At 67.2% G+C, this 15,250-nt stretch carries 12 protein-coding genes; 5 read left to right on the forward strand and 7 right to left on the reverse strand.

The window, feature by feature from the left end:
* The first annotated feature begins 556 nt into the window (after window positions 1–556).
* From NKI68_RS18140 to NKI68_RS18155, 4 genes are all read left to right on the forward strand, one after another.
* A complete protein-coding gene (locus NKI68_RS18140) occupies window positions 557–1,945 on the forward strand; it encodes a hypothetical protein (RefSeq protein ID WP_254544531.1) in 1,389 nt (462 codons plus the stop codon).
* A 513-nt stretch (window positions 1,946–2,458) separates the two neighbouring features.
* On the forward strand, window positions 2,459–4,021 hold the full coding sequence (locus NKI68_RS18145) for a putative sodium/potassium/calcium exchanger (protein WP_254544532.1): 1,563 nt from the start codon (window positions 2,459–2,461) through the stop codon (window positions 4,019–4,021).
* A 648-nt stretch (window positions 4,022–4,669) separates the two neighbouring features.
* Entirely contained in the window at window positions 4,670–5,557 is an 888-nt protein-coding gene (locus tag NKI68_RS18150; RefSeq protein ID WP_254544533.1) for a putative sodium/potassium/calcium exchanger, read from the forward strand.
* Between the two features lie 654 nt (window positions 5,558–6,211).
* Window positions 6,212–7,441: a Cdc6/Cdc18 family protein gene (locus NKI68_RS18155; protein WP_254544534.1), complete on the forward strand. Its 1,230-nt coding sequence runs from the start codon at window positions 6,212–6,214 to the stop codon at window positions 7,439–7,441.
* Window positions 7,442–7,888: 447 nt separating this feature from the next.
* Here NKI68_RS18155 and NKI68_RS18160 read toward each other — a convergent pair whose 3' ends face one another.
* Window positions 7,889–9,004: an NADH:flavin oxidoreductase gene (locus NKI68_RS18160; RefSeq protein WP_254544535.1), complete on the reverse strand. Its 1,116-nt coding sequence runs from the start codon at window positions 9,002–9,004 to the stop codon at window positions 7,889–7,891.
* Between the two features lie 158 nt (window positions 9,005–9,162).
* On the opposite strand from NKI68_RS18160, the gene NKI68_RS18165 reads away from it, so the two are divergent.
* A complete protein-coding gene (locus tag NKI68_RS18165) occupies window positions 9,163–9,609 on the forward strand; it encodes a GNAT family N-acetyltransferase (RefSeq protein WP_254544536.1) in 447 nt (148 codons plus the stop codon).
* Window positions 9,610–9,621: 12 nt separating this feature from the next.
* On the opposite strand, the gene NKI68_RS18170 is transcribed toward NKI68_RS18165, so the two are convergent.
* The 6 genes from NKI68_RS18170 to sucC form a co-directional block, all read right to left on the reverse strand.
* The gene (locus tag NKI68_RS18170; protein WP_254544537.1) at window positions 9,622–10,416 is read right to left on the reverse strand and encodes an SDR family NAD(P)-dependent oxidoreductase; all 795 of its coding nucleotides are present in this window, start codon (window positions 10,414–10,416) and stop codon (window positions 9,622–9,624) included.
* A 72-nt stretch (window positions 10,417–10,488) separates the two neighbouring features.
* A complete protein-coding gene (locus NKI68_RS18175) occupies window positions 10,489–10,872 on the reverse strand; it encodes a hypothetical protein (protein WP_254544538.1) in 384 nt (127 codons plus the stop codon).
* A gap of 125 nt (window positions 10,873–10,997) precedes the next feature.
* The gene (locus NKI68_RS18180) at window positions 10,998–12,362 is read right to left on the reverse strand and encodes a cytochrome P450 (RefSeq protein WP_254544539.1); all 1,365 of its coding nucleotides are present in this window, start codon (window positions 12,360–12,362) and stop codon (window positions 10,998–11,000) included.
* Between the two features lie 43 nt (window positions 12,363–12,405).
* Window positions 12,406–13,176, reverse strand: a complete 771-nt coding sequence (locus tag NKI68_RS18185) for a class I SAM-dependent methyltransferase (RefSeq protein ID WP_254544540.1) — start codon at window positions 13,174–13,176, stop codon at window positions 12,406–12,408.
* Window positions 13,177–13,229: 53 nt separating this feature from the next.
* The gene (gene sucD / locus NKI68_RS18190) at window positions 13,230–14,099 is read right to left on the reverse strand and encodes a succinate--CoA ligase subunit alpha (protein WP_254544541.1); all 870 of its coding nucleotides are present in this window, start codon (window positions 14,097–14,099) and stop codon (window positions 13,230–13,232) included.
* Window positions 14,096–15,250, reverse strand: coding sequence for an ADP-forming succinate--CoA ligase subunit beta (gene sucC / locus NKI68_RS18195; RefSeq protein WP_254544542.1), 1,155 nt, complete (start codon window positions 15,248–15,250; stop codon window positions 14,096–14,098). The genes sucD and sucC overlap by 4 nt, the downstream gene beginning before the upstream one ends.

The following is a 15,250-nucleotide window of genomic DNA, read 5'->3' on the forward strand; positions in this document are numbered from 1 at the left end:
ACACGCGCGTATCCCGGCGAGCGATGCATCGCTCGCCGACCCCGGCGGAGTGACGTCGATCGGATCACGGTTTTAGGTCGGCCTAATACAGCATAAACGGTTCGAAGCGGTCGACGGTGATCGCTGAACGGTTCGAAGCGATCGACGGTCCCCCGATACGCGCGGCCGGACACCTCGATCGGAGGAGTGCTGTCGAGGTCCTCCCCGCTCGACGGACAGTTTGTATCCTCGCCCCTCTCACAATTTCCACGTTCAGCTCGCGTATGTTCCGTATAACCGAGTTCGAACTTCCTTCTGGCCACCTATTTGACGCCTTACCGAACGTTCGTGGAGTATCTGGGTAGCGTTCCGCCTTCGACGCGTGTCGTCGATCGGGACGGTTTCCGTCGACGCAGACGGTCGTATCCCCGTCGTCGAGGCGTCTGACCGAGATGTTCGCTCGAACCGGTGCGTTCGCTCCTTGATTCCAGAAATAATCGGTTAATATGAACGTAAGCTGTGTAATCGTAATTGTAATTAATACACTCATAGCCGGTCGTCTATCCGTGATACGAGAATGACATCCGGCCGATCACCAGAATCGCCGACCGATCAGTCGTCCTCGCGGGGCGACCGACCGACCTCCGGATCCGGGGGGCGGTCGGGTCGCGGCCTCCTCGCCGTCGTCGTCGCGGTGCTCGTCGTGAGCGCGATCGTCGGCGCGTTCGCGCTGAGCGGTCTCGGCGGGGGCGGTGGTGCGCTCGGGATCGCGGACGAGAGCCCGCCCGAGGACCGGTCGAACGCGGCGCTGTCCGGGAACGGTAGCGACGACGCGTCGGCCGACTCGACGCCGTCGACGGAGGAATCGACGCACGCGTCCGACGCTCGCTCCGGCGACGATGCCGGGAGATCCGGCAACGGGTCTTCCGTGGGATCTCCCCCGAACGCATCCACGAACGCGTCCGCGAGTACGTCGTCCTCGTCCGTCGACTACAACGGCGGCGAGTCGCCTTTCGACGGGGCGAACGCGACCCGCGGGAGCGGGAATTCGTCCAGCGCGGCGGAGAACGCGTCCGACGAGAGCGGAAACGAGTCCGCGAGCGCGAACTCGTCGGAGACTTCGTCCGGCGGTGACGGACCGTCCGATTCGGCCAGCGCCGACGGATCCCCCGACTCGACCGGTGACAGTACGCAGGACCAGAACCAGAGCGGCAGCCAGTCGTCCGACCAGTCGTACGTGGGGACGAACGGAAACCAGACGCAGAACCAGACGGCCGACCAGACGCAGGGACAGGCGCAGGCGGGTAACGACAGCACGCAGCGACAGAGTCAGACGTACGATCAGGATCAGGACCAGACCTATCGCGGCGACGACGGGACACAGCGACAGAACCAGACCGTCGACCAGGATCAGGCGCAGGTACAGCGGCGCGACGACGCGACCCAGGTGCAGGACCAGGCGGTCGAGCAGGACCAGACGCAGACCGGGGGCGGCGACGGGAACGCGCAGTACCAGAACCAGTCGTCCTCGCAGGACCAGCGGCAGGTGCAGAACGGGACCGCGATCGTGCAGTCGGGGGTCCAGAACAACTCGCTGGTGCAGGTCGGCGGCGACAACCAGCAGCAGGCGCTCGGGACGCAGACCGTGCAGGTGCAGGCGGACGGGAACGTGACCGTCAACCTCCTGCTCGTCGTGCTCCAGCACCAGGACGCGAGCGTCGACGAGACCCGCCAGCAGCAGGCCCAGGGCGCACAGCAGGTGCAGATCCAGACGCCCGGCGACGCGAACGTGACGCGCAGCCTCTTCGTCCTTCAGGGCGAGAACGGGGGGACCGTCGCTCCCTTCTCGCCCGAGTTGCTCGGGCGGATCGCGAGCATCCTCGAGCAGTTCGGACCGAGCGCGACGGACTCGCCGAGCGCGGCCGCTACGCCGAACGGTACGAACGCGACCGCCGCCGGCGCGTAGCGAGTACGTCTCCACGCGCCCCGATTTTCTCCGTCGAACCGCGAAGCGCTCGACGGAAGTACCAGTACGTCGATGACTGTTCACGAACGGTTCATCCCCCGCCTGTACGACGCAACAGCGCTGTGTGGCCGGTTTTTCCATACGCCGATGAAAGAACGATGTTGAACTGTCACTCGACGGTGTTACCCACCGTCACGAGACCTGGCGATGCCGGGCACTATCTCGACCCTATTGTACGCAGGGAAAGAGCGTGCCCCCGGCAGAACTATCCAATTCAAGTGAACGTTACGGACCGAATCGCCTCACTGGAACGGGGGGACCGGCAGTCATTAACGGAGAGTGAATCGATTCGCGTGACGTTTAACGGAGTTGCGTCCTCATTTCATCTATCTATAATAAAGTCCCTCTGCGGTGGTGTATTCTCCGCGGATGTTAGAAGAAGAAAGATCCGAACGGAAATCGCGACGCGACTCTCGCGGTGTCGCAACGGTCACGCGCCTGCTAACGATCGCCATGGTGGCGGTCGTGATCGTCGGGAGCGGGGCCGCCGTCGTCGGTGCGGTCGGCGACGGTTCCGCGACGAGTTCGGGCGCGAACGAACAAGAACAGACACAGGGTCAGAACCAGGACCTCTCCGGCGTACAGTTCGCCGCCCTGAGCGATCAGGTCGCCGGACAGGACGCCGATCAGCGGCAAGGTCAGGCCCAGGGTGGCGACCACAACACCCAGATCCAGGGCCAGTACAAGGGTCAGATCGGCATCAACGAGCAGTACGGCGCCCTCAACTTCCAGCTGCTCGAGCAGACCAGCCGTCAGGCCGAAGCGCAGGTGCAGACCGGGTCCTACAACACCCAGGTCCAGTACCAGATCGGCCAGCAGTACGGTGCCCAGGGTCAGCTCGCGATCAACAGCGTCCAGACGCTGAACCAGTACGAATCGCAGTACCAGGTTCAGGAGCAGTCGGGCGTCTTCAACGACCAGTTCCAGGGCCAGTACGACAGCCAGCGCGGCGAGAACTACCAGGTCGCCGTGAACAGCGAGCAGAGCCTGAACCAGGGCGTCGCCCAGGAACAGCGCCAGAAGCAGTCCGGCATCGTCAACGATCAGACCCAGCAGCAGGGCGTGAGCCAGAACGCCGCGCAGGGCCAGCTGTTCGCCGCGAACAGCCAGCAGGACACCACCCAGACGGCCACGCAGGCTCAGGAGCAGGCCCAGAAGGGTGCCCTCAACGACCAGGAACAGTCGCAGTCGGGCGACCAGACCGCGGTCAACGGGCAGACGGGCGTGAACAACGACCAGGAGACGACGCAGGACAGCGAGCAGGGCCAGGGCCAGAGCCAGGCCGGCGTGCTCAACGACCAGGGTCAGAACCAGTCGTTCTCCCAGGAGGCTTCCTCGACGCAGGCGAGCGTCGACAGCAGCCAGACCGCCGACCAGTCCAACACGCAGGACCAGGGTCAGAACCAGCGGGGCGTCCTGAACGACCAGGCCCAGAGCCAGGACGGTAGTCAGACGCAGACCGAGGTCCAGTCCGCCGAGGACAGCGACCAGAGTCAGTCCCAGGACGCCGACCAGGGTCAGGGTCAGAGTCAGCGCGGCGTCGTGAACGACCAGGAGCAGACCCAGTCGTACGACCAGGGTCAGACCCAGGGTCAGTCCGCAGAGGACAGCGACCAGAGCCAGTCCCAGGACACCGAGCAGGACGCCACGCAGACCCAGCGCGGTGCCCTGAACGACCAGACCGAGAGTCAGGACACCGAACAGGAGCAGGGTCAGTACCAGACCGGCGAGGACAACTCGCAGGAGCAGACCCAGGACGCCGAGCAGGACGCCGGCCAGTCCCAGTCGGGGATCCTCAACGACCAGGACGTGGACCAGGACATCGACCAGACGCAGGGTCAGTCCCAGTCCGGTGAGGACAACGACCAGGACCAGAGCCAGAGCGCCGAGCAGGACGCGTCCCAGAGCCAGAGCGGCGTCGGTAACACCCAGTCGCAGGACCAGTCTTCGAGCCAGAGCCAGTCTCAGGTTCAGCTGGGCAGCGACTCGGACGTGAGCGCCGATTCGCTCATCTGATTCCGCTCGCTCCCGTCGACGAATCGCTGACGATCACGAACTCCGTCGTTTTTTCGAAGTGCCGCGTCGATCACGCCTAGACGTCCGTGTCTCGCGATCGGTGCGACGCCCGTTTCCCACGATCTGTGCGACGTCACTCCACGATGCGTCGGTGGTGCCGGAGACGCTGACGAGAGAGGAACGAACGCCGAAGAGATGATCGATCGGCCGCACGCGGAGGGAGCGAGGGAGCGAGGAAGCGGGAGCACGAGAGCGCGATCTTCGGAAGAGGAAGAGGAAGAGGAAGAGGAAGAGGAAGAGGAAGAGGAAGAGGAAGAGGCCAGTCAAACGCGTCCGTCCGTGACGCTCTCCGGCGGTCGGATCGCTATCCCATACTCGAAGCGGCAATATCTCAAATTACGTAGTAGATGATCTAAATAAGGTTCAGTTCCGAGATAATGCCACGTCTAACGGATCGGGGCGAGATTAAACCCGAACGTATGTCCCGTCAATCAGTCTATAATAAAGCGTGTCTGTGATGTGGCATCGTCGCGGATGATTCCAAACAGTCGGCGCTCCAGTGCGAGCGCAGGAAGGAGAACGACGGTCACGCGGCTCATCGCGACCCTGATCGTCGTCATGCTCGTCGCGAGCAGTTTCGCTGGCACGGTGAGTGCCAACGGAGAGGCGACCGCGACGGACAACGAGCAGACACAGGCACAGTCACAGTACAAGGCGCAGTGGTCCGCCCAGGTCGGGACCGACAGCGACCAATCGCAGTCGCAGTCGACGGATCAGGCCCAGGCGGAGGCGCAGTCCGGCGAGGACAACGTACAGAGCCAGGAGCAGAACGCCATCGAGGGACAGGCGCAGGTTCAGCTGGCCGACGACGCCACCCAGAGCCAGGATCAGGACCAGACGCAGGAGGAGACCCAGGACCAGTCCGGCGAGGACAACGTGCAGGAGCAGGAACAGAACACCGGGCAGGGCCAGGGTCAGGCGCAGCTGAACGACGGCGGCGAGCAGAGCCAGGACCAGGACCAGAGCCAGGACCAGGACCAGAGCCAGGACGGCACCGACGGCGTCCAGACCGAGTCGCAGAACCAGGGGCAGGTGCAGACGCAGGCCCAGTTCGGGTTCGGCGGCTTCCAGCTCGGCGTGCAGGCCCAGGACCAGGAGCGTACGACGGACGACTACAGCGCGGGCGAGTCCCAGCTTCAGGGCCAGTCCCAGAGCGATAGTCTGACCGGCGGCGCGCAGTTCCAGTCACTGAGCGAGTCCGACGACGACCACACGGAAGCGTACTTCCAGGGCCAGGGAACCGTCGAGGAGTGCGACTGCGACGGCGAACAGAGCCAGGACCAGAGCCAGGACACCGGCGCGCAGGAGCAGTCCCAGGGCGACATGACGCAGACCCAGGACGAGGACGCCGGGTCCCAGAGCCAGTCGGGCGGTGACGTCACCGTCGACTCCGCGCTCCAGTTCGGAGCCGACTCGGGCGACGAACCCGACCAGAGCCAGGAGCAGGACCAGAGCCAGGACCAGCAGCAGAGCTGACGCGATCGCTCGGAGTACGACCTATCGCGGTTCACTCTTTTGCGCGCGCGGCGACGTCGACTTCTCGACGAGCAGCGCGACTGTCCGCGAAGTGGAGTGCGTGTCCGTGACGTATAGCGCGTGTCCGCTGTCCGTCCACGCCGACCGTTCACTCTCGAGGGACCGACGGTCGTGGAACGCGTACAACAGACGACGCGTACAACAGACGATGCGTACAATAGACGGCGTTACCGCCACTGACCCCGCAAGCGCTGATCGGAGCGTGGCGCGCTAGCACTGTTCGTAGTACCGCTCACTGATCCTGTCGCTAGCCTAGCTACTAGTCTAGTCCTAGCTACTAGTCCAGTGACCGATCTCTGACGCGGAGTTCTCGACGTAGCGTCGCTAGCGGGGGGTAGTTACGCTCGCGTGGCTCGGCCCCCCACCCCTCGTGTCCGCATAAATCGCTCGTGGAGGTCTAGCGGAGCAAAACCCGGCAATTATTGCCATATAATGGTGTGAAACACGCGCACGGCGCTCGCTCTCCCCTCCCCTCTCCCGCGCGACTTATGCGGACACGAGGGGTGGGCCGGGGTTAAATATATACGACATTTCGGTCGATGCGGACAATGAAGACGCGGGGTTATTTATTCACGTTCCGCCAGGTGTCCGGGTATGCCCTCGTTTCGGAAGCAGACGGACATCATCGAGAACGACATGGTTCTCGGGGAGGACTGGGTGCCGGAGGAACTTCCCGAGCGCGAGGCCGAGCTGTCGCAGATGTACGAGGCGCTCTCGCCCGCGACGCGCGGGTTCACCCCGGACAACATGTTCCTCTACGGCAAGGCCGGACAGGGGAAGACGGCCGCGACCCGCTACGCGCTCAACGACCTCAAGCTCTTCTTCGAGGACGAGATGGACGAGGACCTCACCCCCGTCTACGTCTCCTGTAACGAACTCACCTCGTCGTACCAGGTCACGGGACAGCTCCTCGTGGAACTCGACGACGACGTCACGGAGCGACCGAACGGGCACGCACCGGACATCCTCTACTCGCGGCTGTTCGGTCGCCTCGACGGGATCGGCGGCACCATCGTCATCGTCTTCGACGAGATCGACGCGATCGGCGACGACGATCAGATCCTCTATCAGATCCCGCGCGCGCACTCGAACGGCAAGCTGGAGGAGGCGAAGGTGTCGTTCGTCGGCATCTCGAACGACTTCTCCTTCCGCGACAACCTCTCCCCGAAGGTCAAGGACACGCTCTACGACTACGTCATCGACTTCCCGTCCTACGACTCCCAGCAGCTCTGTGACATCCTGAAGCGGCGGGCGGAGATCGCCCTCGCGGACGACGTGCTCGACGACGGCGTGATCCAGCTCTGCTCGGCGTACGCCGCCAAGGACGAGGGGTCCGCGCGCCAGGCGATCAACCACCTCTACAAGGCGAGCAAGATGGCCCAGACCGAGGGCGACGACGTGGTGACGACCGACCACGTCGAGACGGCCCACGACATCCTCAAGCGCAACCACGTGATGGAGGGCATCCGCGGGCTCACCCCGCAGAACAAGTACGTCCTCACCGCGGTCACCCTGCTCGAAGTGCGCGACGAGACGCCGGCGCGAACGGGCGAGGTCTACCCCGTCTACCGCGAGATCGCCGAGAGCGTCGGGAGCGAACCGCTCGTCCAGCGTCGCATGCGCGATCACCTCCAGGAACTCTCCCTCCACGGCCAGATCGCCCTCACCAGCCAGAGCGGCGGCGTCAAAGGGGGCACCTACTACGTCGCCGAGTTGAACACCGACCTCGAGGCGACCATCACCGTCCTCTCGGAGATCGACGACGCGATGCACGAGGTCGCGGAGGACATCCGCGCGATCGCCGAGATGAAGGGGATGCTCTAACCGAGGTACTGAGGTGGTCCGGCCGAGATACGGAAGTGATTCGGCCGAGATACGGTGGACGTTCGGACCGATCGATCGGTCCCACCGTCGAACCGATACAACCGTCGAACCGATACAACCGTCGAACCGACACGACCGTCGAACCGATCCGTCCGACGCTACCGGATCGAACAATCCAGCACTAAAATCGAATCTTCTACCCAGTTTATCGAGACATGAGGGGTGTTTCGAACGAAATTGTCAACCCAGGGGCGGGTAGATCTCCGCCCTCGCGGGGCGACCGCCGACCTCGTCCGGTACTACGCCGACGTAACCAGTACTCGATCATGAACGTTGCGATCGGTTCCGGTCCGAGGTCATCGATCCCGGCCCGAGGCGGTGATAATGCCTCGGGCCGGGAGGGACGACCGTCGCTCGCGCTCCGTCGGTCACTCGCGCTCCGTCGACTCAGTCGTCCGCCGGGATCGTCACGTCGCTCGGTACCTCCGCGTCGGTGAGCGACGCGTCGGGGACGAGAAACGCCGCCGGGTCGAACTCGTCGAGCGGCCGGCCGTCGGCGACGCGCTTCGGCCAGTCGGAATTGGCCAGCGCGCCCGTCGCCAGGGTGACCACCGACGCGCCGTCCTCGACGGCTTCGCGCGCCTTCTCGGGCGCACCGAGCGACCCGTTCGCGACGACCGGCGTGTCTCCGTACGTCGCGGCGAGTTCGGTCAACGTCGAACCGGCGTCGAACGCCGGTTCGGTCGCGTCGGGTTCGGTGACGTGGAGGTAGTCGACGCCGGCCTCGGACAGCGTCCCGAAGACGACTTCGGCCTCGTCCGCTCCGCCCGGCCACCGGTACTCGTCGTCGGTCACCTTCGTCTGCGAGAGCCGGATCCCGACGACGAAGTCCTCGGGCGTCGCCTCCCGCACCGACTCGACGACCGTCGCGGGAAAGCGGACCCGACTCTCGGCGTCCCCCCCGTACTCGTCGTCCCGTCGGTTGAGATAGTCGGTGAGGAACGCGTCGAGGAGGTACCCGTTCGCCCCGTGGACCTCGACGCCGTCGAACCCCGCCTCGTGGGCGTTGCGCGCGGCGTCCGCGAAGGACGCGGCGACGTCGTCGAGGTCGTCGGCCGAGAGTCGCCGCGGCGCGGGGAACTCGCCGGACCCGCCGTAGAGCTCGAGCTGTTCGCCCTTCGCTTCGACCTCCGAGGGGCCGACCGCCTCCTCGACGTACCGGTTACCCTGCATCTGCGGCCCCGCGTGCATCAACTGAGCGAGGATCGGGCTCCCCTCGTCGTGGACGGCGTCGGTCACGCGTCGCCACGCCTCGACGTGGTCGTCCGTCACCAGCCCCGGCTGATCGTCGTACCCCTGGCTGTGCTCCGCGTCCACGTACGTCCCCTCGGTGATGAGCACGCCGAACCCGCCGCGCGCGAACTTCGCGTAGTACCGGGCCATCTCCGTCGTCGCCCGGCCGTCGGCCGTCGCGCTCGTCCGCGTCATCGGCGCGAGGCCGACGCGGTTGTCGAGGTCCAACCCGCCTATCGATACCGACTCGAACAGCACGTTCTCTGTCATCGATTCCGGAGTAGGCGGGACCGATACAAGTGAGACCTCCGGGCGTGCGACCCCCGCACAGTCCCGGCGAAACGATCGTGAGACTCCGAACCGCTGGCGGCCCCTCCCGAGTTCCCCCGAACCGACGGGATTTCACCCTCGCGATTCGAACCGCGTCCATGATCGACCGCGTCGTTCGCGTCGAGACCGACCAACAGCTGGCGGACGCGCTCGCCGTCCGCCACGAGGTATTCGTCGAGGGACAGGACGTGCCCGAGGACCTCGAGTACGACGACCGGGACGAGTCCGCCGACACGATCCACTTCGTCGCCTACGACGCCGAGGGCGAGGCGGTCGGGGCGGCGCGGCTCGTCCCCTACGACGACCCCCACACCGGGAAGGTCCAGCGCGTCGCGGTCCGCGAGTCCGTCCGGGGCGAGGGGTGGGGTCGCCGCCTCATGGACGCGGTCGAAGCCGCCGCGCGCGCGGCGGGCTACGACCGGCTCGTCCTCGACGCACAGACCCACGCCGTCGGCTTCTACGAGCGACTCGACTACGCGATCACCAGCGACGAGGTGTTCATGGACGCCGGGATCCCGCACCTCTCGATGCGGAAGGACCTCTGATTCGACCCCGAACTACTGCAGTCCGAGGTCGACGTTCATCGCGTTGCCCGCTCGCGGGACGCCCTTCGCGGTGACCGTCTCGCCGTTCAGGAACGACGCGGCGGGCGAACAGAGGAAGCAGACGAGGTCGGCGATCTCCTCGGGGTGACCGATGCGTCGGTCGACCTGCTCGCGCGGCGGGACCTCCGACTCGTCGATGCCGAGCGTCTCGGCGACGCCCGGCGTCTGGATCAGCCCCGGCGCGATGCAGTTGACGCGGATGCCGTACTCCGCCCACTCGACCGCGAGCGTCTCGGTGAGGCGGATGACGCCGGCCTTCGCCGCCCCGTAGTGGCTCTCGCCGGGCGCGGGGTGCTGGCCGTTCACGCTGGCGAGGTTGACGATCGTCCCGCCGCCGTCCGCGCGCATGTACTCGCCGGCGACCTGCGCGCAGCGGTAGGTCCCGCCGAGGTTGAGGTCTGTGACGGCCTCCCAGCCGTTCTCCGAGATGTCCTCGAAAGCGGCGACGAACTCGCCGCCCGCGTTGCTCACGAGCGCGTCGACGCGACCGAACTCCTCGACCGCCGCCTCGAACAGCGCCTCGACGTCACCGCGATCGCGGACGTCGCACTCCACGGCGAGCGCGCGACCGCCGTCGGCCCGATCGATCCCCTCCGCGACCGGCCCCACGCGCTCCATCGAGCGCGAACAGATCGTCACGTCCGCGCCCGCGGCGGCGAACGTCTCCGCGATCGCGCGACCGATGCCCCGGCTCGCGCCCGTCACGACGACCGACTGCCCCTCGACTCCGAACTCGGGTGTGTGCATCGGGTACACGCGTGCGGGCCGGGGAGATGACTCTACCGATGAGGGAGGTAGGAAAACGGTAGGAGTGACCGCTCAGCGGCTGGTCCGGATGCGGTACTCGTCGCGGGCCGCCTGCAGCGCCGCCGCGAGGATCCCGAGGTAGTCCACGACGTCGAGTTCCTCGAATCGACCGCCCCCGATCTTCGATTTCGATTTCGACGTCGTGACCTCGATCTCGTCCTCCTCGTCCTTCGAGGTGCTGACCGTGTCGACGCCCTCCCGCTCGTCGCTCTCGTCGAGTTCGACGTAGTCCTCTCCCCCGCTCTCACCCGCGCTCTCCTCCCCGCTCGACGAACCCCCCCGGCGGAGCTTCAGGAGCACGAGCAACACGGCGAACACGGCGAGCACGCCGACGGCGCGCTTGACCTTCCCGCCGCCGTCGCTCCCGTACTCCTCGGTGAATTCTGTATCGGCCATTGGCACCTCTGCCGGTTCACCTCCCGCCTACTTAGCCGCTGAAATAGCGGTAACATGAACCGGTAGGGCCGAGCGAGATCCCTCGCCGTACGTGGGGGATCGGTACGGAAGTCCCTGAGCGTCCCTCAGCGCTCGTGGACCCTGACCTCGACGGGGTCGCGCGGGTGCATCGTCAGCGAGGGGCGAAACGACAGGTCGGCGTCGGAGACGAGTTCGAGCGAGAACCGACCGGCGATCGTGCTCGCGATGACCTTCGCCTCGACCATGGAGAACTGCTTGCCGATGCAGTGGCGCGGTCCGGCCCCGAAGGGGAAGTAGGCGTAGCGGTGGCGGTCGCGGGACCGCTCGGGGAGCCAGCGGTCCGGGTCGAACGTCTCGGGGTCGTCCCAGTACGCGGGGTCCCGGTGGACGACCCACTGCGGGAGCATCACGAGCGCGTCCTTCGGGACGCGGTAGCCGCCGACGCGGACGTCGGCGTTCGCCTGCCGAAAGAGCGTGTACACCGGCGGCAGGAGGCGCATCGTCTCCTTCAGGACGCGCTCGGTGTACTCGAGATCGCGCAGGTCGGCCATCGTGGGGCGCAGTCGCTCGTCTCCGGCCCGCGCGGACTCGCTCGTCTGCGCGTCCCCGAGCACGCGATCGACCTCCTCGTGCAGTCGCCGCTCGACCTCGGGGTGACAGCCGAGCTGGTGGAACGCGTAGGTGAGCGTCAGCGCCGTCGTGTCGTGTCCCGCGAGCAGCATCGTCATCATCTCGTCGCGGAGCTGTCGGTCGGTCTGGTCGCCCCGCGCCTGCGCGCGCAGGAGGATCGAGAGGAAGTCCGTCCCCTCCGCCTCCGTCCCGCGGCGGCGCTCGATGAGGTCCTCGACGACGCCTTCGAGCGTCGAGAGGGCGTCGTAGTACTCGCGGTTCTCCGCGCTCGGCACCCACGAGGGGACGAGAAAGCGGATCGGGTCGGGTTCGAAGCGCGCGCCGAGCGGTTCGAGGTTGTCCTGCACCGTTCGGACCGTCCGCTCGTCGATCTCCGTGCCGAACATCGCCTCGACGATGATCTCGACCGTGAGGCGGGCCAGTTCGAGGTGGACGTTCATCGTCTCGCCGTCGGTCCACTCATCGAGCGTCGCGGCCGTCTTCTCCGCCATCGTCTCCACGAGTCCGCTGACGCGACCCATGGTGAACGCGGGCTGGGCGAGGCGACGTTGCTCCTCCCAGAAGGTCCCTTCGCTCAGGAGCAGGCCCTTCCCGAGCAGGGCGTGGACCGCCTCGTCCCCGAAGTCCGCCTTGCGGAACGTCGGTTCCTCGGTGACGAGCACGCGCTCCACGTCGTCCGGGTTCGACAGCATGTAGGCGTCGACGGGACCGAGCGTGAACCGCGCCACGTCGCCGTAGGCGCGCCGGACGGCGTCCATGAACGAGAACGGATCGCGAGCGTAGTGGTAGGTGTTGCCCACGACGGGGTAGCCGGAGGGACCGGGGGGCTGGGCTCGCATACCGTATCGAGGGTCGCCGCGGACTAAAGGCTTCGTTCGGGGGCTACCGCGACGCCGCGGGCGGGAGGCGAGCGACCACGCGGAGCCGCCGGTAGTCCATCGTCCACGCCTCGCGGTCGGGGTCGTACCGCCCCGCCAGTCGATCCTCGACCGCTCGCGCGACCGCCTCGCGGTCGTCCACGGCGTCGAGGAAGGACCCGCAGAACATCCGGAGCCACTCCCGCAGTCCCTCCGGGCCGTCGAGTTCCGTGGGTCGGTCGAACAGGCGGGCGTACGCGACCTCGAACCCCGCGCGCTCGAGGACGGTCGCGTACGTCCCGACGCTCGGGAAGTACCACGGGTCGCGGTCGGCCGGATCGACCCCCCTCGCCGCGAGTTCGGCGTGCAGGGCCGTCCGCGCGCTCTCGACGTTGCCCGCCCCGCCCAGTTCGGCGACGAACCGGCCGCCCGGACGGAGGACGCGCGCCACCTCGCCCGCGACGCGCCCGGCGTCCGCCTCGGGCACCCAGTGGAGCGCGGCGTTCGAGAAGACGGCGTCGAGGCCGCCCCGGAGGGGGAGCGCGCGGGCGTCCCCCTCGACGAACGCCGCGTCGGGGTGGGCGACCCGCGCCTCCGCCAGCATCGAACGCTCGCGGTCGACGCCCACCGCGGTCGCCCCCGCGTCCGCGATGGCGGCGGTGAGGTGTCCCGTGCCGCAGCCGAGGTCGAGCACGCGCTCGCCGCGCTCGGGCGCGAGCAGGTCCAGCACGTCGCGGCCGTACTCGGAGACGAAGCCGTGGCGGTCGTCGTACCGGTCTGCGTCCCAGTCGCTCATCGGGTGGCGTGCGGACGCGGGGACCAAAAAGCGATCGGGTAGGGGGAGGGGGTCTACAGGAACTGCTCGACGTTCTCGACGACCTCGTCGGGCGTGTCGCCGACGGGGACGCCCGCGTCGTTGAGCGCCTGGATCTTGCTCTGGGCGGTGCCGGTCCCCGACCCGGAGACGATGGCACCCGCGTGGCCCATGCGCTTGCCCGGCGGGGCCGTCCGCCCGGCGATGAAGCCCGCGACGGGCGTGTCCATGTGCTCCTTGATGAAGGCGGCGGCCTCCTCCTCGTCCTCGCCGCCGATCTCGCCGCACATGACGACGGCCTCGGTCTCGGGGTCGTCCTCGAACAGCGAGAGCGCGTCGACGAAGTCCGTCCCGATGATCGGGTCGCCGCCGATGCCGACGGCGGTGGACTGGCCGATGCCGCGCTTGGTGAGGTTGTCGACGACCTGGTAGGTCAGGGTACCCGAGCGCGAGACGAGGCCGACGTTCCCCTCGGCGAAGATGTTGCCCGGCAGGATGCCCAGTTTCGCCTCGCCGGGGGTGATGAGGCCGGGGCAGTTCGGCCCGATCAGCCGGGTGTCGACCTCCGAGAGGCGCTTGTAGACGCGCGCCATGTCCTGCTGGGGGACGCCCTCGGTGATGGCGACCACGAGGTCGAGGTCGGTGTCGAGCGCCTCGAAGACGGCGTCGGCGGCGAACGCCGGCGGGACGAAGACGACGCTCGCGTCCGCGTCCTCCTCTTCGACGGCCCCGGCGACGGTGTCGTAGACGGGGATGCCGTTCACGTCCTGTCCGCCCTTTCCGGGGACCGCGCCGGCGACGACGTTCGTGCCGTACTCCGCCATCTGCTCGGTGTGGAACTTGCCCTCGCCGCCGGTGATGCCCTGTACCACGACGCGCGTGTCGTTGTCGACCAGAATGCTCATTGTTCACCCTCCGCGTCCGCGAATTCGACGGCACGCTGGACGGCCTCCTCCAGCGTCCCCTCGACCGTCACGAGGTCGGTGTTCAGGATCTCCATGCCCTCCTCGGCGTTCGTGCCCGCGAGGCGGACGACGACCGGTTTCGGGATCTCCTCGAAGCTCTCCAGCGCCTCGTTGATGCCCTTCGCCACCTCGTCGCCGCGGGTGATCCCGCCGAAGATGTTGAAGACGACGCTCTCGACGTTCGGGTCGGAGAAGACCATGTCGAGCGCGTTCGTCACGCGCTCGGCCTTCGCGCCGCCGCCGATGTCGAGGAAGTTGGCGGGCGCGCCGCCGTAGTAGTCCACGAGGTCGAGCGTCGTCATGACGAGGCCCGCGCCGTTGCCGATGATGCCGACGTCGCCGTCGAGGCGGACGTAGTCGAAGCCGTACTCGTCGGCCTTCGCCTCGAGGTCGTCCCCGTCGACGTCGCCCTCCTCCTCCATCTCCCGGAGGTCGGGGTGGCGGAACAGCGCGTCGTCGTCGACGTTCATCACGGCGTCGGCGGCGATCACCTCGTCGTCCGCCGTGACCATGAGCGGGTTGACCTCGATGTCGGTCGCGTCCTTGTCGTCCCAGAGGTCGTAGAGCGTCGTCAGCACCGAGGCGACGTCGCGGGCGACCTCGCGGTCCACGCCCGCGTCGTAGACGGCGTTGCGCGCCTGGTAGGGGTGCATGCCGAACGAGGGGTCGACGTGGACGCGCGCGATGGCGTCGGGGTCCTCCTCGGCGACCTCCTCGATGTTCACCCCGCCCCGCGTGGAGACCATGGCGACCGGGCGGCCCACGGTGCGGTCCATCGTGACGCCGACGTAGAGTTCGTCGGTGAAGTCGACGGCCTCCTCGACCAGCACGCTCCCGACGTGCAGGCCCTTGAGGTCCATCCCGAGGATGGCGTCGGCGGCCTCGCGCGCCTCCGCCTCGTCGTCGACGAGTTCGATTCCCCCGGCCTTGCCGCGGCCGCCGACCTGCACCTGCGCCTTGACGGCCACGGGGTAGCCGATGCGCCCCGCGGCGTCGACGACCTCGTCGACGGTCTCGGCGAGTTCCGACTCGGGGACCGGAATGCCCGCCTCGGCGAATACTCCCTTCGCCTGATATTCGTGAAGCTTCAT

The sequence above is a fragment of the Halomarina pelagica genome, from assembly GCF_024228315.1.
In the GTDB taxonomy this organism is placed as follows: Archaea; Halobacteriota; Halobacteria; order Halobacteriales; family Haloarculaceae; genus Halomarina; species Halomarina pelagica.